The sequence below is a fragment of the Polyangiaceae bacterium genome, assembly GCA_020633205.1.
GTDB lineage: Bacteria > Myxococcota_A > Polyangia > Polyangiales > Polyangiaceae > JAHBVY01.
Window position 1 is genome coordinate 24215 of record JACKEB010000021.1, and the last position, 19015, is coordinate 43229.

The window sequence follows — 19015 nt, forward strand, 5'->3', positions numbered from 1 at the left end:
CGCGCGGCAACGCTCAGTGGTGGAGCGGGTTCTTCTTGAACTTGAAGGTGACCTCGCCGTCCTTGACGTCCACGATCACGTGGCCGCCCTCGGAGAGCTCGCCGAAGAGCAGCTCGTCGCCCAGCTTGCTCTTGATCTCGTCCTGCAGCACGCGCGACAGGGGGCGCGCACCGTAGTCGCGATCATAGCCCTTGTCGGCGAAGTACTCCTTGGCCGCCTTGGTGAGCTCGAGGGTGACGTTGCGCTCGCCAAGCTGTCCTTCGAGTTCTGCGACGAACTTGTCGACGATGTGCCCCATCACCTCGGGGCTCAGGGGGTCGAAGCCAATTTTCGCGTCGAGACGGTTGCGGAACTCCGGGCTGAACGTGTTTTTGAACGCGATGTCGCCGTCGCCGCGGGTGTCCGCCTGACCGAAGCCGAGCTTGCGCTTGGCGAGGTCGGCCGCGCCGACGTTGCTCGTCATGATCAGGATCACGTTGCTGAAGTCGGACTGCTTGCCGTTGTTGTCGGTGAGCCGGCCGTGATCCATGACCTGCAAGAGGACGTTGAACACGTCTGGATGCGCCTTCTCGATTTCGTCGAGCAAGAGCACGCAGTGGGGCGTCTTCGCGATCGCTTCCGTGAGGAGACCACCACGATCGTAGCCGACATAGCCCGGGGGCGCGCCGATCAGGCGGCTCACGGTGTGGCGCTCCATGTACTCGCTCATGTCGAAGCGCACGAGCTCGATACCCATCACCCGCGCAAGCGTCTTTGCGACCTCGGTCTTGCCGACGCCGGTGGGCCCGGTGAAGAGGTAAGAGCCGATGGGTTTCTCCGGAGGGCGGAGCCCTGCGCGCGCGAGCTTGATCGCTGTTGCGACCTCCTTGATGGCGCGGTCCTGTCCGTAGACGTTCTTGCGCAGCTCACCTTCGAGATCCTTCAGCGCGCTGCGATCGTCAGAAGATACCTGGCGCGGCGGGATCTGCGCCATGCGCGCCACCACCTGTTCGATGCGCGCGCTGTTCACGACTGCGCCATCGCCGTCCTCGAGCTTCGCGTCCGCGCCGGCCTCGTCCATCAGGTCGATGGCTTTGTCGGGCAACTTGCGGTCGTGCAGGTGGCGCTGGGCGAGCTTGCCGCAAGCTTCGATGGCTTCCACTTCGTAGGTGACGTTGTGAAACTCCTCGTAGCGTGGCTGCAGGCCCTTGAGGATCTGCACGGTTTCCTCGAGGCTCGGTTCGAGCACTTCGATCTTCTGAAAGCGCCGGGCGAGGGCGCGATCGCGCTCCAGGTGAGAGCGGTACTCCTCGAAGGTGGTCGCACCGATACAGCGCAGTTTGCCGCTCGAGAGCGCAGGCTTGAGCAAGTTCGAGGCATCCAGGGTGCCACCGCTCGTGGCGCCGGCGCCGATCACCGTGTGTAGCTCGTCGACGAATAGGATAGCGTCCTTGATCGCACCGAGCTCCTTGAGTACCGATTTGATGCGGTTCTCAAAATCCCCGCGGAATTTAGTGCCAGCGATCAGCGCGCCCATGTCCAGCGCCCAGATGGTCGCGCCCTGGATTGGCTTCGGGACGTCGCCCTCCGCCAACATGGCAGCCAGGCCCTCCACGATCGCGGTCTTGCCGACGCCTGCGTCACCCACGAACAGCGGGTTGTTCTTGCGCCGTCGAGCGAGCACCTGGACCGCGCGGCGGATCTCCTTGTCGCGCCCGATCAGTGGCTCGATTTCGCCCTCTTTCGCCTTCTCCGTGAGGTTGACGGCGAATTTGTCTAGGGCCTTGCCCTGAGAGCCGCCGTCTTCGTCTTCGTCGTCCGCCGTGGGGACTTCGCGTTCCTCGTCATCCTCTCCGTCGCGGGCGACGCCGTGGGAGATGTAGTTGACCACGTCGTAGCGGGTCACGCCGTGCTCTTCGAGCACCTGGGTGGCAGGAGAATCGAGTTCGCTGAAGATGGCGATCAGGACGTTGTGCCCCTTGAGCTCTTCCTTGCCACTTGATTCCACGTGGATAGCGGCGCGCTGGAGCACGCGGTGAAAGCCTCGAGAAGGGGCGGGGGAGACTTCACCGGCGCCGGGGACCTTGGCCATCTCCTCGTCGAAGACTTGCTCCAGGCTGGTCTTGATTTTCTCGACGTTGCCGCCGCTCTTCTTGACCACCCGAGCAGTGGCCTCGTCGTGCAGCAGCGCGTACAGCAAGTGCTCGACGGTCATCAGATCGTGGCGCCTGCGCTGTGCTTCGCGTAGCGCCAACGAACACGCAATTTCGACTTCTGCGCTGACTTTCACGCGTCGTCTTCCTTCCCGAAGCCTTCCGGCTCGGCAGTGCACCGGAGCGGGTGCCCATTTTCCCTGGCGTAATCCATCACCTGTTTGACTTTGGTTTCAGCGACGTCGCGGGTGAACACCCCAACAATCCCGTATCCCTTGTGGTGGATCTGCAGCATGACTTGGGTCGCTTCGGTCTCGCTTTGGTGAAAGAACTTCATCAGGACGTGAACCACGAATTCCATCGTGGTGTAGTCGTCGTTGTGAAAGACCACGTGGTAGCGCCGAGGGCGCTTGGTCTTGGGTTTCTCGACGAGCTCGAGGCCGCCGTCTTCTTGGTTTTGCTTCCGTGTGGCCATGCTCTATGACGAATCGTCCGTTCCGATCGTGGTTCGTGGGCGCGGCGCGGTGTGGTTGAGCGCGGGTGAGCCATCGTCTCCGCTCTGGGAGGGGACAGCCGGGTGCGCTGGGTGCGCAGAGCTAGACCCTTAGGATACCCCGGGCGGTCTGGTGTCTGTTGGCGAACGGGTACTTTGGTCACTGGTTGAGATGTGTCGAGGGGCCTGGGAAGCGAGGCGAAACGCGGCGACTTCGAGCGTGCCGCTCCCGAGGTAAGGAGGCGCGACCGGGTCCCGACGGTTCAGGACGCGAGCGAGCGCGTAGCTGTCGCTTCCAGGCGTGGTCAGCTGGCGGGCCGCAACGGGAAGCAGGGTTGATGCCAATTGTGTCGACTCCCTTCACCTGGGGAGTCCAAGCCGCGAAGTCAAGCAGAGCAGCGTCGACCAAAACGCCAAAAGCGCCAGCCGCGGTTGCGGAAGGCGCTGTGGCGCGGTCACTGCCTGAAAGCAGCACCGGAGTGGTCGCTCCGCTGACCCGGGAGCTGATCCCTAGGGGATCCGGTCGTCACGCCAACAAGCGGGCGGGACCAAGCGTGTGCGGCCAACCGGGTTCGGCAGACCGCGCGTGGTGTGAAGCGATCGCGAATGCGATCAGGTGGCCGTCTTAGCGGGCGCCTTCGGCTTGTCAGCCTCGGCGTTTTCCTTGGCGCGCTTCAGCTGCCACTCGAGGTTCTTCTTCGCCCGGCGCACCTTCTGGCGCTTGCGGGCACGCGCATCTTGCGGGGTTCCCATAGCGGCGCGCGGTGTAGCGCAGCTCGCGGCTCCTGGCTCGCCCAAAACGTACCCCAGCGCGATCGACCTCTCAGCGCCGCCTCTCAGCGCGGCCCTAGGGTTTGGGGGGGAGGTTCGGTGTTTACAAGTTGCGGACCTACGAGAGTAAAAATGTTATACCTCGCATGCCACGAATTCAGCGGTGTTTGCTCCGGCGAACTGCAACAGCTGATAACTCCTTGACGGCTTGTAAACGATGAGCGCCTCCGGTCCCACGAACGCGAGCGCCCCGGTGCTGAACTCAGCAGTGGGCCGGCGACTGCGCGAGCTGCGGCTCGAGCAAGGCCACTCACAGGCGGAGTTTGCCCGTCGTCTGGGCATCAGCCCCGCGTATTTGAACCTGATCGAGAAGGGGAAGCGCACGGTTCAACTGCCGCTCTTGTGGAAGGCACTGGGGCTGCTTCACGTCGAGCCCGAGCCCTTCATCGGCAGCCTGGGCGCGCAGCGTGTGGAGGATGGGCTGGCCCAGCTGCTCGACGAACCGCTGTTACGCAGCCTAAACCTCGACGCGGATGAGTTGGCCTCGCTCTCTGCAGAGCCCCGCGCGGTCACCACCATCACCACGCTCTTCAACCTGTACAAGAACACGCGCTCACAGCTCGACAACTTGCTCTACCAGCTGAGTCAACAGGAAGCCGACAAGAAGGCGCGCAGCGTGAACCATGCGGAAACGGAAAGCGGTTCGCTGCGCTTCGACTACTCGCCCCTCGACGAGGTGATCGACTTCCTGGAAGCAAACGACAACTTCTTCGCCGAGGTCGAAGAGGCGGCGGCGCGTGTACGCGCTGAGGCGGAGCTGCCTCGCCGGGTGAACAGCGAGCAACTCGGTCGCGCGCTATCGCGCTACGACATCGTCGTTCAAGAGCTGACTCAGAACGCTGGATCCGTCGTGCGCCGCTACGACCCCGGGTTGGGGCGTCTGGAGATTGGCGCCGAGCTCTCGGAGAGTCGCAAGAAGTTCGATCTGGGGCACGTACTTGGACTGCGCTTGCTCGACGATCTGGGGCTGTATCGCGCCGCGATGTCGAACTACACGGCGAAGCACCAAGAGACGTTGAAGCTCTTGAAGGTGCACCTGGCGAACTACTTCGCAGGCGCGCTGCTCATGCCCTACAGCGACTTCTTCGCGGAGACTCAGGCGCAACGCTATGACGTGGAGCGTCTCGCCAGGAGCTTCGAGGTCAGCTACGAGGCGGCCGCGCATCGCATCACGAACCTCGGCGATCCCGCGCGACGCGGAGTGCCGATGCACTTTTTGCGTGTGGATATCGGAGGCAATATTTCGAAGCGCTATTCCGCCACTGGGTTGCGCTTCCCTGGTGCCCTTGGCTCTTGCCCGAAGTGGGTGGTGCACACGGCCTTCCTCACCCCTAGCGTGATCAGCAAGCAGTTCAGCGTAATGCCCGATGGGACGAGCTACTTCTGCTTCGCAAAGGTGACTGCGGTAGCCGTACAGGGCTCTCTGGCCCGAGGTACCGTCTACTCGATCGGTCTCGGCACTCACGCTGAGGACGCGCATCACCTGGCCTACGCCGACGAGCACCCGCGCTGGGCGCGAGAGCGCGCTCACAAGATCGGCATCCCCGTCGGCATCACCTGCCGCTTCTGCGAGCGGCCGGACTGCAACCAACGCGCAGCTCCGAGCTACAAGTTCGCCTTCAACCCGAACGAGCTGGTCAAGAAGGACAACTTCTTCTCACCCGTCCTCGATAGTGACTCGGAGCTAAAAGCAGAAGCGGCAGCTTCCTCGAGGAAACTGCCGCTGGTAGACGAAGGTTGAGGCCCGCTGTGTCGCGGCTCAGACCTTCCAGGTTCCGCCGGAGTTGAGCAGCTTCTCGAGATCTGCAGGGCCGTTCGCTGCCTTGGCCTTCTCCCGCTGAGCAACCAGGGCGTGATCGTAAGTCTCTCGCTCGGTGCGGTGCAGTACCCCGAGAGATACCGGGAACTCCGGGAACGGCAGGCGGAGCAGCGCCTGAGCGAGCGCGACGTTGGTCTCGTCGTAGACCGTGACGTCGGACTCACTGCCACCGTTCTCCAGATCCACGAGCTCGAAGCGCAAGGCGCTCGGGTTCATGCGCAGGCCGCGCTTGTTGTCCTTGCCGAACAGCAGGGGCTTGCCGTGTTCGACGTGGAGCTGGCGATCCACCTTGTGAGCCTTGTCAACGAAGCCATCGAACGCGCCGTCATTGAACACGGGGCAGTTCTGGTAGATCTCGATGAACGAGGTGCCGCGGTGAGCGTTGGCTTGCTTCAGCACCTCGCCCAGCCTTGCTGCGTCGACATCCACTGCACGCGCTACGAAGCTCGCCCCACATCCGAGGGCGAAGGCCGATGGATCCACGGGGAAATCCGCGGAGCCCCCGGGGGTGCTCTTGGTGACCTTGCCAACCTCGCTCGTCGGGGAGTACTGCCCCTTCGTCAGGCCGTAGATGCGGTTGTTGAACAGCAGGACGTTGATGTCCAGGTTGCGGCGCAGCAGGTGCAGCAGGTGATTGCCACCAATGGACAGTCCGTCGCCGTCTCCGGTCACCATCCAGACGCTGAGGTCTGGGTTTGCTGCCTTCACACCCGTGGCGAACGCAGGGGCGCGGCCGTGGATGGTGTGGAAGCCGTAGGTGTTCATGTAATAGGGAAAGCGGCTCGAGCAGCCGATGCCGCTGATCCACACCATGTTCTCTCGGGCGATGCCCAGCTCAGGCATGATGCGCTGAACGGTGGCGAGGATTGAGTAGTCGCCACAACCGGGGCACCAGCGGACCTCTTGGTCCGACATGAAGTCTTTGCGGGTGAGTGCTTCGGGCGCGATGGTGTCGTTCATGGCTCAGCTCTCCTTGCTCGCCAGGGTCTGCTTGATACGAGCCTCGAGCTCGCCGATCTTGAACGGTTGTCCCTGGATCTTGGCGTAGCTCTCCGCGGGGATCAGGAACTCGCTGCGCAGCACCTTGACCAGTTGGCCCATGTTCATCTCAGGGACCAGGATGTGGTCGAACTGGTTGAGCAGCGTGCCCAGGTTCTTGGGAAATGGATTGATGTAGCGCAGGTGGAGGTGCGAGACGTCGAGGCCCGCGTTGCGGCAGTTCTGTACGGCTTCTCGGATGGCGCCGTAGGTGGAGCCCCAGCCGAGGACCAACAGCTTGCCGCTGTCGGTTCCCACGTCGACCTTTGCCTCAGGGATATCGTTTGCGATGCCGGCGATCTTGTCGGCGCGGACCTTGCTCATCTTCGCGTGGTTCGCCGGATCGTACGAGATGTTGCCCGAATCGAATGACTTTTCGATGCCGCCGATGCGGTGCAGGAGACCAGGCGTGCCGGGGATCGCCCAGTTGCGCGCCAAGGTTTGCTCGTCGCGCTTGAACGGATGGAAGCCTTCTGGATCCTTGCGGAACGTGACCGGGAAGGGAGTGAGATCTGCGACTTTCGGAACCTTCCACGGCTCTGCGCCGTTCCCGAGGTAGCCATCGGTGAGCACGATGACCGGGGTCATGTATTTGGTCGCGAGGCGAGCGCCCTCGATCACGGTGTAGAAGCAGTCGCCGGGGGTCGCCGCGGCGAGGACCGCGACGGGCGCCTCACCGTTGCGTCCATAAACCGCCTGCAGGAGGTCGCTCTGCTCGGTCTTCGTGGGCATCCCCGTGCTCGGGCCGGCGCGCTGAATGTCCAGGATGAGCAGGGGCAACTCGACGGAGATGGCCAGGCCGATCGCCTCCATCTTCAGCGCCATGCCGGGGCCACTGGTCGAGGTGACGCCAAGGGATCCCGCGTAGGACGCCCCGATCGCAGCGCAGCAAGCGGCGATCTCGTCTTCTGCTTGAATCGTGGTGACGCCGAAATGCTTGTAGCGGGAGAGCTCGTGGAGGACGTCGCTTGCTGGCGTGATGGGGTAGGCCCCGAGCACGATGTCGAGCCCGGCTAATTGCCCTGCGGCAACCACGCCGAGCGCCGTCGCCTGGTTGCCGGAGATGTTCCGGTACACACCGGGTTCCACTGGAGCGGCCGGGACTTCGTAGCGAAAGTGGGAGACCTCAGCGGTCTCTCCGAAGGCGTGGCCCGCTTTCAGAGCCAGCGTGTTGGCCTGTACGAGCTCAGGCTTCTTGCTGAACTTGCGCTCGAGCCACTGCACTGTGGGCTCTAGCGGACGGCCGTAGATCCAGAACATCAGACCCAGGGTCCAGAAGTTCTTACAGCGGTTTGCGTCCTTGGTGCTCAAGCCCGCTTCCTTCACGGCAGCGACGGTGAGCTTCGTGATGTCGATGCTCAGCACCTGGTAGCCAGAGAGCGAGTCGTTCTCAAGCGGGCTCTCGGTGTAGCCAGCCTTCTTCAGGTTGCCCGCGCTGAAGGCGCCAGAGTTCAACACAAGCAAGCCGCCGGGCTTCAGATCCGGAAGGTTGACCTTCAGCGCTGCAGGGTTCATCGCGACCAACACGTCCGGCGCGTCACCCGGCGTGAACACGTCGCGAGACGCGAAGTTGATCTGGAAGCCTGACACCCCGAAGGTGGTGCCTGCGGGAGCGCGAATTTCTGCGGGGAAATCAGGGAAGGTGGCGAGATCGTTGCGCGCCAGAGCGGCGGCCACGGTAAACTGGCTGCCGGTTACCTGCATGCCGTCCCCGGAGTCGCCGGCAAAGCGAACGATGGCGCCCGGCAGGGACGTGGGGGTTTGGGAGTCGTTGGTGGTGACAGGAACCGGCTGTGCCATGAAAATCTAGCTCTGTTCTGCTGGAGGGGACCCTCAAAGAGCGCGCCCTACGTTTGGGTCAATTGCCACGGGGTCACGGGTTTGCGTGGTGGTCGGCGCTGCCGTCTTACTCACGGCGAAGACTCCTGCCCGACGACCCACGCCGCTAGCGGGTTCGGAGCCGAAGGCAGAGCCGCGCCGTCTACTTTGGGAAGCAGGCTGAGGCTGAGGCCGGAGCGGGAAATGCGCCATTGGAGGAGGGGGACGGCGGGGTCAGTGGTTTTGCCCCCGGCAGCGTCGCTCGATGCGGGTCCTACCGCTTTTCGTTCAGAAACGCTCGCCCCTTTGTAGGGCGGCGGCAATGAGTAGCATGCGGCCATCTGCCGTCGGAGGGGGGCATTGTCAAGATGACACGTCGGAAAACTCAAGATTGGCGTCCCAGGGGCTCTTTCGGCCGTTTCGTAGGTGAGGTTTGCAGCAGCGGTCTCGCATGATAAGCGCGCCCGCACTCTCGCGTCAGCGCGGGGGGATTGCTCGATTCAGCACGCAGCAGCAGCAGCGTGCGCCTTTTTTGCATGAAGTGAGGAGCCTGACGAATGGCAAGCCTGAAGGACCTGGTCGGTAGTGATGAGAAGCGCGAAGCGGTGATCGAAGACGCGCAGCAGGTGCTCGATGCTGAGGTCTCCGACAAGGGCGGGATCAGCGGGATGGCGATCAAGACCGCGTACAAGATGGTCAAAGGCATTCAGCCCGGCTTCATCCGCAAGGTCGTGAACGCACTCTTGGACGACTTCTTGGACCAGCTCGACCCGCTCTACCAAGAGGCTCTCGAGCAGGGTAAGGCGCCGGGCCAGCACTTGAAGGATAACAAGAGCCGGGTAGCGGAGGCTCTGTTGGGCGTTACCGACAAGCGCGCTCAAGCGAGCGACAACGGAGCGGTGAAGAAGATGTACGAGAAGCTTCGCCCGTCCGCAGCGAAGCACGTGGAGGACGCTGCACCGCGCCTCGCGGCGATGCTCGAGCGTCACGCGGGCTAGTTGGAGTGATGCCAGCGGCGCCCTGGGGGGCGCCGCTGGCGTTCGCAAGCGACCTGGATTCGCCGCGTAGCGTCAAACACATTGTGTGTGCCGCTCGCCCCAAAACCCGCTCGGAGCGCAGCGATGGTTGACGAAAGCGCCGCGAAAAACGCCTAATCCCGGCATGTGTGGGCGCACGTCCCGGGTGTCTTTGCATGAAGCGTCTGGTCACGTTGCGTCCCACGTGGGTGAGGATGCTTTGGATCGCGACCACGAGCTGGGTCTGGCTGCGCCGTGTGACGGCGCCGTACCATTCTCTGCTGACAACTTCGCGTAGCCGGTCAGACTGTAGAGGGGTGGAATACGAGTGGTGACGGAGGAACTCACGCGCGGCAAACGACTCGGTCGCTACGAGCTTCTCCAGCGTATTGGTCGCGGCGGTATGGCCACCGTTTGGGTGGCGCGCGAGCACGCCGATACGCCTGAGCAAGAGCGGCTGGTCGCAGTAAAGGCGATTCTCCACGACCTCGCCTCGGACAAAGAATTCGTCGACATGTTTCTCGACGAAGGGAGGCTGATTCGCGCGATTCGTCACCCGAACGTGGTCGACGTCTACGAGGTCGACGACGCGGACGGCGTGATGTTCATGGCGATGGAGTGGGTTGAAGGCGACTCGCTGCACGCCGTGATCGCGGAGTCTGGCAAGCGACGGCCAATCCCTGCGGAAATGGCTGTGAGAATCATCGCCGACGCTGCGGCGGGGTTGCACGCCGCTCACGAGCTGACGGATGAAAACGGCAAGCTCCTGGGAGTCGTGCATCGCGATGTGTCTCCCCACAACATCCTGATCGGCACCGACGGTGCGATCAAGCTGGTCGACTTTGGCGTGGCCAAGGCCATGGGGCGCATTGGCGAGGCGACGCAAGCCGGGCAGCTCAAGGGCAAGTTCGGCTACATGTCGCCCGAGCAGGCGCGTGGCAAACCAGTGGATCGCCGTGCGGACATTTTTGCCCTCGGTATCGTACTCTTCGAGTTGACCACGACCCGTAGGCTATTCCGTGGGGAACACGACGCCGAGACGTTGCATCTGGTGGTCAGCGGCAAGATCCCGGAGCCGCGTTCCATCGACCCCGAGTACCCTGAGGACCTCCAGCGCATCGTGCTACGTGCCCTCGAGCGCGATATCGACAAGCGCTATCAAACAGCGCGGGAGTTCCAGGAAGATCTCGAAGGCTACCTCCAGAGCAATCGTATTCTGGTGCCCCACAGCGGCGTCGGCTCGCTACTCAAGCGCGTGTTGGGCGCTCGCATCGAGCAGCGCCGCAAGGGCATTCGCGCAGTGCTCAAGGCCGCGGAGTCGGGTCGCCAAAGCCTGCTTCCCGGTAGTGAGGCTGGCTTCACGCCGACCGGCAAGAGCTCTGCCGACGTGATCTCGGAAGGAACCGGCAGCGGCATCGGCCCCGCGTCGCTGAGTTCAATCACCGGCAGCGGTGTCGGTTTCCCTGTGGAATCTTCCGCGCCGACGCACACCGGTTTCCCCCAGACCGTCTCAACCCCACCGCCGCAGCGCTCCGGCCTCGGTGGCTACATCGTGGGCGTCGTCGGGCTGTTGGTGGCGCTGGTCGTCGTCGTAATTTTCGCGGTCACTCGGCGGGAGAACACCACGACGACGGTGGTCAGCGTACCTGCCGCCACAGCACCGCCAGTCGAAACTCAGAAACCTGACTTGGCTCCCGCACCGACCCCCAGCAACGACGGCGTGGAGACCCTCGAACTCGACGAGCTGGATGCTGGGGCGGGGGAGCCGCAAGCGCCCACGGGTCACACTCCCCAGTCCCCTCGTGCGGCGCCCAAAGCGACGGCGACCCCGAAGAGCACGGGCGCGGCCACGCCTAGCCCAACCGGCGACTTGCCTCGCGCAAACCCCTACCAGTAGCGGCCCGGGCGCGGCGGCCACGCCGCCCGAGCAATCAGGCTACAGCGTTCCGTCCGGTGCCTTGCTGATCACTCCGGTGTTCGTGCGAAACACGATCGTGGTACCGACTTGCCGGAGCTTCACCGCGCCCTTGCTTGCGGGCACGAGCTGCTGGACCGTCGTCGTGCCAACCTCGTGGCTGAATACACCGCCCTCGGAAAGGTCCGAGTCGTTCGCGATGAAGCCGATGCGGTTGGCGTAGGAAATCAGCTCTTTCGCCCCGGCGAATCCGCTCAAGATGCGCGTTTCCGCTGGGCCGCTTCCGTCGCAGCTCGAGTCGAACACGGGACGCTGCCAGATTTCCCCGTTCGCGCGCGCGATGAAGAGCTTGGTACCATCCGTCGCGATGCCCGAGGCGTCGGTTACTTGAGTGGTCAACGCATCCACCCGTGAGCCGCCGCCCAGCGGAACCGCGTAGGCCCGGCCATTGCTGACCCAGTAGATGCAGTGATCGTCGGACGCGATGGAACCGCCTGTTTGGTTTCCGTCGGGATCCGTATACACCAAGTCCAGCGCGCTTCCGCCGCCAGCGATACTGGTCGCGAGGATATGGGGCTGGTTCTTTGCCGAGGTCTTGGCCACGACGATCAGGCGCGGAGGATTCTCGCTGGTCAACGTCATGCCCACGATGTGGCCAAACGTCGAAGACGCATACGGCAACTCGACAGCTGGGTTCGCCCCCGATGGCGTTTTGTCGAAGCGCACGAGGCGACCCTCGTCGGTTGCCTGCACGCCAACGCCAACGAAGACCCAAGAGCCAATCGCCGGCGAGCTGATGGAGGAGGCGCGATCGATGGTTTCTCCAGAGAGCGAAGTCGTCGAGCCACCCACCAAGTCGTGCTTGGACGCGAGTTGTGCGGTGGTGTCCTCCTGCACCCAGTACACGTAGTTCCCGTCGACGCTGATCAGCGCGTTCGTCGCGCCACCCGCGAGGTCGGTGCTCGGGTACTTCGACGAATCCCAAGCCTCCACGGTGATGGGGATCGCCGCGTCCGCGTCCATGCCCGCGTCGCTCGCATCGGAGCCGGCGTCTTGCCCGCCAACCGCGCCGGTGCCAGCGCTTCCCGAGCTGCCTCCGCTCCCTGCATTGCCTCCCGCGCCCGCGCCGCCGCTACCGCCTCCCGCGTTTCCCCCCGAAGTGTCATCGAGCAATGACTCGTCCAAGGTCTTGAAGCAGGCGGTACTCAACGCCGCCGCGACCGCTAGTGCGAGGAAGGAGGTCAGTAGTTTGCGTGAGGGGAACTTCAAGCCACGAAGCATCGCGAAGGCATGGTAGCATTTGGCCCAGATTCCGAGCGGTTCCGAATGACACGAAGCAAGCACTTGGTGGGCAAGCGAGGGAGTTGGGGAGCGCGCAGCGCGATGGCTGCCGCTGGGTTCGCCTGCGGGGCGCTGCTCTTCTCCCCGGTAGCGGCGATGGCTCAGGCGGCGGACGACGGCGCGGCGCCGGCGGACGACGCGGGGCGCTTTTTTCAGGCGGCCCAGCGGGCCTACGACGAGGGCCGCTACGTGGACGCGGCGCACAGCTTCGAGCAGGCATTCAAGATCAAGGCGCATCCCGCTCCGCTGATCAACGCGGGCGACGCTTGGGACAAGGCGGGTGAGTACGCGCTCGCGGCTCGCGCGTATCAGCAAGTGCTGACGCTCAAACAGTCGACGGAGCAGGATCGCATCGACGCGACGGATCGCTTGACGCGGATTTCCTCGAAGCTCGGCGTGATCGAGCTGGTGGGCAACTCGGCGATCCGTGCGCGCGTGGATGACGAGGAGTTTCGCGGCGGCGACCGCATCTACTTCTTTCCCGGAGAGCACCGGGTGACGCTGGTCGATGTAGACGGCGCGAAGGTACGAGTCATCCAGCTCGCGGCCGGGACCGAACGCAGCGTGGATTTGTCCACCTTGCTGCCCAAGCGAGGCACCTCCCCCAAACCCGAAGATCCCAAGGCGGATGACTCCCTGTCGATGGACACCGCACCCGCGGCGGATGGTGGCATTCGGCCCATCACCTACATTGCCTATGGCGTTGGCGCTCTAGGTGTACTCGGTGGCGTGGTGTTTGGTCTGCAGGTGAACTCCGCCGAGAGCTCCTACAACGAGAACCCCAACCAGGATGACCTCGACCGCTTCAACTCCGCCAAGTTGATGACCAACATCAGCTGGGGCGTGGGTCTAGTGGGCGTCGGGGTCGGGACGTTTTTCCTGATTCAGGACCTCAAAGCCGGTTCTGCCAGTAGTCGCGGGGGAGATCGCGCCGCGCGAACACGTCGACTTCCCGTGGATGTGACCTGGAGCGCGCAAGGTGCATTGCTCAGCGCCAGTGGGCGATGGTAGGTGATACTGCGAGGGTCGGGGACTATTCAGTTCCCCTGGCGGAGCGTCCGACCGCGGACGCGACGAGTGGCTGATCTGCCGGCCGAGCTGAGCGAGAAACCGTAGGACAACGTGGGCAAAATCCTGGTCGTAGATGATCAGCGCAACATGCGCACCACCCTCGCGATGATGTTGCGAGGTGGCGGCCACGACGTGGACGAGGCCGAAGACGGAGAGAAGGCGTGCGACATGGGCGCGAGCGGCGCCTACGACGTGGTGCTCACCGATCTGCGGATGGGCGAGAAGGACGGCATCGACGTGCTGCGCCACATCAAGCAGGAGCAGCCGATCACCGAGGTCATCGTGATGACCGCCTACGGCACCATCGAGAGCGCGGTCGAAGCCATGCGCCTCGGCGCCTTCGACTACATTCAGAAGCCGTTCACCGAACAAGAGCTGATCGTGAAGGTGCAGAAGGCGCTCGAGAGCCGCCGCTTGCACGGTCAGGTCCAGATGTTCGCGCAGGAGTTCCGCGAGAAGTACCACTTCGAGAACATCATCGGCCGCTCCCAGGCGGTGCGCGACGTGCTCGGCCGGGTGGTGAAAATCGCGCCGACGGACGCCACGGTGCTCATCACCGGGGAGAGCGGCACCGGCAAGGAGCTGGTCGCCCGCGCCGTTCACGCGAACAGTCGCCGCGCGGACAAGCCCTTCGTGATCGTGAATTGCGCGGCGATCACCGAGACGCTGCTCGAGAGCGAGCTGTTCGGTCACGCGCGCGGAGCCTTCACTGGCGCTGTTACCGCGCGGAGAGGCCTCTTCGAGGAGGCCGACGGCGGCACCTTCTTCTTCGATGAAATCGCCGAGACGGCGGTGACCTTCCAGGCCAAGCTGCTGCGCGCGATCCAAGACGGCGAGGTGCGCCGCATCGGCGAGAACCGAGGCATCAAGGTCGACGTGCGCATCATCGCAGCGACCAACATCGACCTGGTGCAAGCCGTCGAAGAGAAGAGTTTCCGTAAGGATTTGTACTATCGCTTGAACGTGGCGCGCTTTCACCTGCCGCCCATGCGCGAGCGCCAGGAGGACGTACCGCTCCTCGTGCAGTTCTTCCTCGACAAGTACAACCGCAAGATGAAGACGCGCACCAAGCTGGGAGAGGGCGTGATGGAGCGCCTGCAGCAGTACGAGTTCCCTGGTAACGTGCGCGAGCTGGAGAACATGGTCGAGCAAGCGGTCGCCCTCGCGGGTGGCGGCTTGATCGGAGTCGACGACATCTTGCCCCAGGCGCCTAGCAAGGCCTCCACGACCACTGGCAAGACGCTGGCGGATTTGGTGGATGCTGCCGAGCGGGATGCGGTGGAAAATGCCCTCCGTAGCTGCGATGGTAATCGCGAGCGCGCTGCCGACATGTTGGGGATCAGCCCCACGACGCTGTGGCGCAAGATGACCCGCCTCGGGATCTCCTTCGACAGTCGTAGCTGAGCCGTTCAGCGTTCGCGCGGCTTCTTTTGGGGGTGAGGGCGCGCTCTGCCCGGCGTCAGCGACGGATAAGCGCTGGCCAGATCCGAGGCGCGGAGCTACACCGCCGCTCCCGTGCGAACCGAGCTTTTCGACTACGAGCTGCCTGAATCAGCCATCGCGCAGCGCCCCTCGGTAGAGCGCGGCGCCTCGCGCATGCTCGAAGTGGGCGCGGAGCTAGTCGATCGCCAAGCCCATGATTTCGCTGAGCTCGTCCCAGAAGGTGCGCTCGTCGTGCTGAACGACACCCGTGTGCGCCGCGCGCGGCTGCTCGGGGAGCGCGTGCCTGGCGGCGGCAAGGTCGAGGTCTTCTTGCTTTATCCACTCGATGCCGAGCGGAAACGTTGGTCCGCGCTTGGTCGGGCTAACAAGCCGCTGCGTCCGGGGACCGAACTCTTGATCGGTGATGCGCGCGCGCTGGTGCACGAGCGCCTCGACGATGGCACGCTAGTGGTGGAGCTGTGCGTCGCAGCGAGCGCCCTCGAGGTGGAGGACTGGCTGGAGCGTCAGGGACACGTGCCGTTGCCCCCTTACGTGCGTAGGCCAGACGACGCGAGCGACGGGGAGCGCTATCAAACCGTGTTCGCTCGTGAGCTGGGCTCGGTTGCGGCGCCCACTGCAGGGCTGCATCTGTCCAAGGCGGCTCTGACGCGGCTGGAAGAGCGCGGAGTCGACGTGCAGACGCTCACACTGCACGTGGGCATCGGTACGTTTCGGCCGGTCTCCGCTGCTGACTTGGACGAGCACCCAATGCACTCGGAACACATCGAGGTCGGCGACGCCCTTTGCACACGCGTGAATCAAGCGCGGGCCGACAAGCGTCCGGTCATAGCCGTGGGTACCACCGTCGTGCGGGCGCTGGAGTCCGCAGCGCAGAGCGGCGAAATGCGGGCGTTCAAGGGTGAAACACGCCTGCTGATACAACCGGGCTATGGCTTTCAGGTGGTGGACGGCTTGCTCACCAACTTTCACATGCCGAAGAGCACGCTGCTCGCCTTGGTCAGCGCGCTGGTGGGCCGGGAGAAGTTGCTCGCGGCGTACCGTGAGGCGCTGGCGAGGGGTTACCGCTTTCTCTCATACGGTGACGCGATGTGGATCCCGCGGAGGCTGGTCTGATGGTTAAATTCTCTGTGGAAAAAACTGACAGCAACGCCCGCGCCGGGGAACTCCAGACTCCCCACGGTATCGTGCCGACGCCGGCGTTCATGCCCGTCGGTACCCAAGCGACGGTGAAGGCGCTGAGCCCAGAGGAGGTCTCTGCAACCGGCGCGCGCATGTTAATCTCGAATACCTATCACCTGTGGCTGCGACCCGGTCCCGAGATTGTGGAGCAGCACGGTGGTTTGCACGAGTTCTCGCGCTGGCCCCACGCGATCGCTACGGATAGTGGTGGCTTTCAAGCGTTCAGTCTGGCTGAGCGCTGCAAGCTCAGCGAAGACGGCTTCGCCTTCCAGTCACACCTGGATGGCTCGCGGCGCATGCTCTCTCCCGAAGAGTCGATGCGCGTGCAAGGCATGCTCGGCTCTGATATCGCCATGCAGCTCGACGTGTGTCCACCTGCAGGCTGCCCCCGCGAAGAACTCCTGAGTGCCGTGGAGCGCACCACTCGCTGGGCGGCACGTTGCCTCGCGGCAAAGCGCAAGGACCAGGCTCTGTTCGCCATCGTCCAAGGTGGCCTGGACCCCGAACTCAGACTGCGCCACGCGAAGGAGCTCGCGGCGCTCGATGTGGATGGGTTGGCACTGGGCGGTTTCAGCGTAGGGGAGGCGCCGGAAGCGATGCACGTCGCCCTGCGGGAGATCGTCCCCCACGTCGACCCTCAGCGACCCCGCTACCTAATGGGCGTTGGCACTCCGAGGGATCTGGTGATCGGCATCGGCTGCGGTGTGGATGTCTTCGACTGCGTGCTTCCAACGCGCAACGCCCGCAATGGCCAGCTCTTCACCTGGGAGGGCAAGCTGGTGATCAAGCACGCACGCCACGCCACGGATCAGTTCCCGATCGACCGTGACTGCGCTTGCCCAGCTTGCGCTGGCGGCTTCTCCCGGGCGTACCTGCGGCACCTTTACCAGGCTCATGAAATCCTGGGTCACCGGCTGATGTCGCTGCACAACGTCTATTTTTACCAGGAGCTGGTACGCCGCGCCCGGCAGGCGGTGCTCGAGGGCCGGTACGCGCAATTTGCGTCTGAGACGCTCGCCCGTCTGGGGAACGGCTCGGCTTCCGCGCAACCCTAGCTCCGTGCGGAGATGTCGCCGCAAGCGCGCTCAATCCGTGGGTTTTCCAAGCGAGCGGTTGGTGAGGCGATGCTGCCGCGCCGGGGCACGCTGGGGGCGGATTGGGGAACTTTGGGCGTCCAGGCGGTACGGCTTATGGCCTTGAAATGTTTGAAGTACCCCGATGCGGACAACCATGGAATAATCTCGTCCGGCGATGAGCAAGAAGCAAATCGGCCGCATTCTCCTCCAGCAGCGGGCTCTCTCACCAGAGGAGCTGGAGAAGGCCCTCGCCGAGCGCGGCGCAGGTGGCGGCCGTCTGGCGTCTCGCTTGGCGGAGCGCGGCACCATCGATGACACCGCCGCGCTCAAGGCGCTCAGCGAACAGAACGGCATTCCCGGTATCGACCTCACGCAGCTCTGCTTGCGCCTCGATGACCTCGACCTGTTGCCACGCGAGATAGCCGAGAAGCATCTGATCTTGCCGGTCCTGGTGCGCAACGATCGCCTGTTCATCGCGATGGCGAACCCGGGGGAAAAGAAGGTCGTCGACGAGCTCGAGTTCGTCACCGGCAAGAAGGTTTACCCCTATGTAGCCCTTGAGCAGAGCCTGTCTCGCGTGATCGAGGATGCCTACACACGCAAGGCCCGCGGGGAGGACTTCTACATCGGGCCCAAGTGTCCCCCGGAGGTGCTCCAGCGCATCGGTTTGGCGCCCGACGGCACGCCGCTCGACGCCGAAGAAGAGTTTCCTGAAGGCCCGCTGTCCCTCACGGAGCCCGAGTCGATCCCGCCCCCCAGGGATCAAGCGGGCGTGGTGATGGACGATGCGGTTGGCCGCGCCTCTCAAGTGGACGAGGTGGAGGACGATGATTTCGGTGATGTTTCGAAAGAGCTCAGCGTCGTCACGGACATCCCCGACAACGATCCGGCTTCTTCGCCAAACGCCAAGACCGTGCTCGTGGTGGACGACGAAGCCGAGATCCGCCGCATGTTGGTCAAGCTGCTCTCCACCCGCGGCTACCGGGTGCTTGAAGTCGACCGTGGACTCTCGGCCTTACGTATGGTCAAGGAGCACCGCCCCGACCTGATCATCCTGGACGCGATGCTGCCAGAGGTTCACGGGTTCGAGATCGCGCGCCGCATCAAGGGCAGCAAGCGCTACGGAGAGATCCCGATTGTCATGATCAGCGCGGTGTACCGTGGCTGGCGTTACGCTGAAGACCTGAGGCAATCCTGCGGCGTCGAGTTCTACATCGAGAAACCTTTTCGTATCGCAGACGTCACCAATGCCGTGGAGAGCGCGCTTGCCGGCCGCCAGGAGGCCAAGGATCCCCAGCAAATCTCAGCCGAAGCGGAGCGCGAGCTGAACGCCGGCGTCTCCGCCTACAAGGCGGGGCGCATCGACGAGGCGATGGAGCACCTCAAGCGCGGGATCAACATCGACCCCCTCGCGTATCGCCTGCACTTTCACCTGGGGCTGCTGTACGGCAAGAAGGGGCAAGTGTACGAGGCTATCAGCGAACTCGAAACCGCAGTCGAGATAAACTCTCGGCACTTTCCGGCCGTCAAGAACCTAGCGGTGCTCTACCAAAAGGCCGGTTTTCGCAACAAGGCGACGGAGACTTGGGAGCGCGCTCTGAACCTGGCTCCCGACGAAGAAACCCGTCAGTCGATCAAGCAACACCTGGTGAGCTTGCTCTGATGTACCTCCCCGCATTTGCCAAGCATCCGAGCACCCTTGGTCCCGCGTATGAGCTAGGATTAGCCAACGCTTTGCGCTTTCATTGCTTCACACCCGCCCTCAAGAAGCTTGGCAGGCGGGCCGGGTGTTCGTATCAGTCCATGGCTTGCCCTGATCACGAGGTCGCACGCCACCTTCCCG

General features: G+C 63.8%; 14 protein-coding genes. 8 read left to right on the forward strand and 6 right to left on the reverse strand.

Features of this window, described 5'->3' with window-relative positions; translation table 11 throughout:
- Positions 1-13: 13 nt before the first annotated feature.
- The 3 genes from clpA to H6718_32755 form a co-directional block, all read right to left on the reverse strand.
- A complete protein-coding gene (gene clpA, locus H6718_32745) occupies positions 14-2269 on the reverse strand; it encodes an ATP-dependent Clp protease ATP-binding subunit ClpA (protein ID MCB9590227.1) in 2256 nt (751 codons plus the stop codon).
- A complete protein-coding gene (gene clpS, locus H6718_32750) occupies positions 2266-2607 on the reverse strand; it encodes an ATP-dependent Clp protease adapter ClpS (GenBank protein MCB9590228.1) in 342 nt (113 codons plus the stop codon). Before clpS ends, clpA begins: the two co-directional genes overlap by 4 nt.
- 630 nt (positions 2608-3237) lie before the next feature.
- A complete protein-coding gene (locus H6718_32755) occupies positions 3238-3378 on the reverse strand; it encodes a hypothetical protein (protein MCB9590229.1) in 141 nt (46 codons plus the stop codon).
- Between the two features lie 235 nt (positions 3379-3613).
- Here H6718_32755 and H6718_32760 point away from each other — a divergent pair, with 235 nt between their 5' ends.
- Entirely contained in the window at positions 3614-5197 is a 1584-nt protein-coding gene (locus H6718_32760; GenBank protein MCB9590230.1) for a DUF2083 domain-containing protein, read from the forward strand.
- 18 nt (positions 5198-5215) lie between these two features.
- Here H6718_32760 and H6718_32765 read toward each other — a convergent pair whose 3' ends face one another.
- Together H6718_32765 and H6718_32770 are read right to left on the reverse strand one after the other, a co-directional pair.
- A complete protein-coding gene (locus tag H6718_32765; protein MCB9590231.1) occupies positions 5216-6235 on the reverse strand; it encodes a 2-oxoacid:ferredoxin oxidoreductase subunit beta in 1020 nt (339 codons plus the stop codon).
- A 3-nt stretch (positions 6236-6238) separates the two neighbouring features.
- Complete coding sequence (locus tag H6718_32770) at positions 6239-8113, reverse strand: 2-oxoacid:acceptor oxidoreductase subunit alpha (GenBank protein ID MCB9590232.1); 1875 nt, start codon at positions 8111-8113, stop codon at positions 6239-6241.
- 575 nt (positions 8114-8688) lie between these two features.
- On the opposite strand from H6718_32770, the gene H6718_32775 reads away from it, so the two are divergent.
- A complete protein-coding gene (locus H6718_32775) occupies positions 8689-9129 on the forward strand; it encodes a hypothetical protein (protein MCB9590233.1) in 441 nt (146 codons plus the stop codon).
- Between the two features lie 349 nt (positions 9130-9478).
- Positions 9479-11044 carry a protein kinase gene (locus H6718_32780; protein MCB9590234.1) on the forward strand — a complete coding sequence of 522 codons (1566 nt, stop codon included), beginning with the start codon at positions 9479-9481 and terminating at the stop codon, positions 11042-11044.
- 39 nt (positions 11045-11083) lie between these two features.
- Here the strand turns inward: H6718_32780 and H6718_32785 are convergent, their stop codons facing one another.
- Positions 11084-12343 (reverse strand): hypothetical protein, encoded by a 1260-nt coding sequence (locus H6718_32785; GenBank protein MCB9590235.1) that lies wholly within the window; start codon positions 12341-12343, stop codon positions 11084-11086.
- A gap of 45 nt (positions 12344-12388) precedes the next feature.
- On the opposite strand from H6718_32785, the gene H6718_32790 reads away from it, so the two are divergent.
- The 5 genes from H6718_32790 to H6718_32810 all read left to right on the forward strand — a co-directional run bounded on the left by H6718_32790 (position 12389) and on the right by H6718_32810 (position 18835).
- Positions 12389-13414, forward strand: a complete 1026-nt coding sequence (locus H6718_32790) for a hypothetical protein (GenBank protein MCB9590236.1) — start codon at positions 12389-12391, stop codon at positions 13412-13414.
- 111 nt (positions 13415-13525) lie between these two features.
- On the forward strand, positions 13526-14878 hold the full coding sequence (locus H6718_32795) for a sigma-54-dependent Fis family transcriptional regulator (GenBank protein MCB9590237.1): 1353 nt from the start codon (positions 13526-13528) through the stop codon (positions 14876-14878).
- Positions 14879-14989: 111 nt separating this feature from the next.
- Positions 14990-16030 (forward strand): tRNA preQ1(34) S-adenosylmethionine ribosyltransferase-isomerase QueA, encoded by a 1041-nt coding sequence (gene queA / locus H6718_32800; protein ID MCB9590238.1) that lies wholly within the window; start codon positions 14990-14992, stop codon positions 16028-16030.
- Positions 16030-17151: a tRNA guanosine(34) transglycosylase Tgt gene (gene tgt, locus H6718_32805; GenBank protein ID MCB9590239.1), complete on the forward strand. Its 1122-nt coding sequence runs from the start codon at positions 16030-16032 to the stop codon at positions 17149-17151. Before queA ends, tgt begins: the two co-directional genes overlap by 1 nt.
- A gap of 196 nt (positions 17152-17347) precedes the next feature.
- Complete coding sequence (locus H6718_32810) at positions 17348-18835, forward strand: response regulator (protein MCB9590240.1); 1488 nt, start codon at positions 17348-17350, stop codon at positions 18833-18835.
- Positions 18836-19015: the final 180 nt, after the last annotated feature.

Excerpts from the sequence above, each read along its gene's own strand:
- H6718_32755 (MCB9590229.1), bottom strand. The coding sequence starts at position 3,378 with ATGGGAACCCCGCAAGATGCGCGTGCCCGCAAGCGCCAGAAGGTGCGC.
- H6718_32765 (MCB9590231.1), bottom strand. The coding sequence starts at position 6,235 with ATGAACGACACCATCGCGCCCGAAGCACTCACCCGCAAAGACTTCATG.
- H6718_32770 (MCB9590232.1), bottom strand. The coding sequence starts at position 8,113 with ATGGCACAGCCGGTTCCTGTCACCACCAACGACTCCCAAACCCCCACG.
- tgt (MCB9590239.1), top strand. The coding sequence starts at position 16,030 with ATGGTTAAATTCTCTGTGGAAAAAACTGACAGCAACGCCCGCGCCGGG.
- H6718_32785 (MCB9590235.1), bottom strand. The coding sequence starts at position 12,343 with ATGCTTCGTGGCTTGAAGTTCCCCTCACGCAAACTACTGACCTCCTTC.
- H6718_32810 (MCB9590240.1), top strand. The coding sequence starts at position 17,348 with ATGAGCAAGAAGCAAATCGGCCGCATTCTCCTCCAGCAGCGGGCTCTC.
- H6718_32760 (MCB9590230.1), top strand. The coding sequence starts at position 3,614 with ATGAGCGCCTCCGGTCCCACGAACGCGAGCGCCCCGGTGCTGAACTCA.
- clpS (MCB9590228.1), bottom strand. The coding sequence starts at position 2,607 with ATGGCCACACGGAAGCAAAACCAAGAAGACGGCGGCCTCGAGCTCGTC.
- H6718_32775 (MCB9590233.1), top strand. The coding sequence starts at position 8,689 with ATGGCAAGCCTGAAGGACCTGGTCGGTAGTGATGAGAAGCGCGAAGCG.
- H6718_32790 (MCB9590236.1), top strand. The coding sequence starts at position 12,389 with ATGACACGAAGCAAGCACTTGGTGGGCAAGCGAGGGAGTTGGGGAGCG.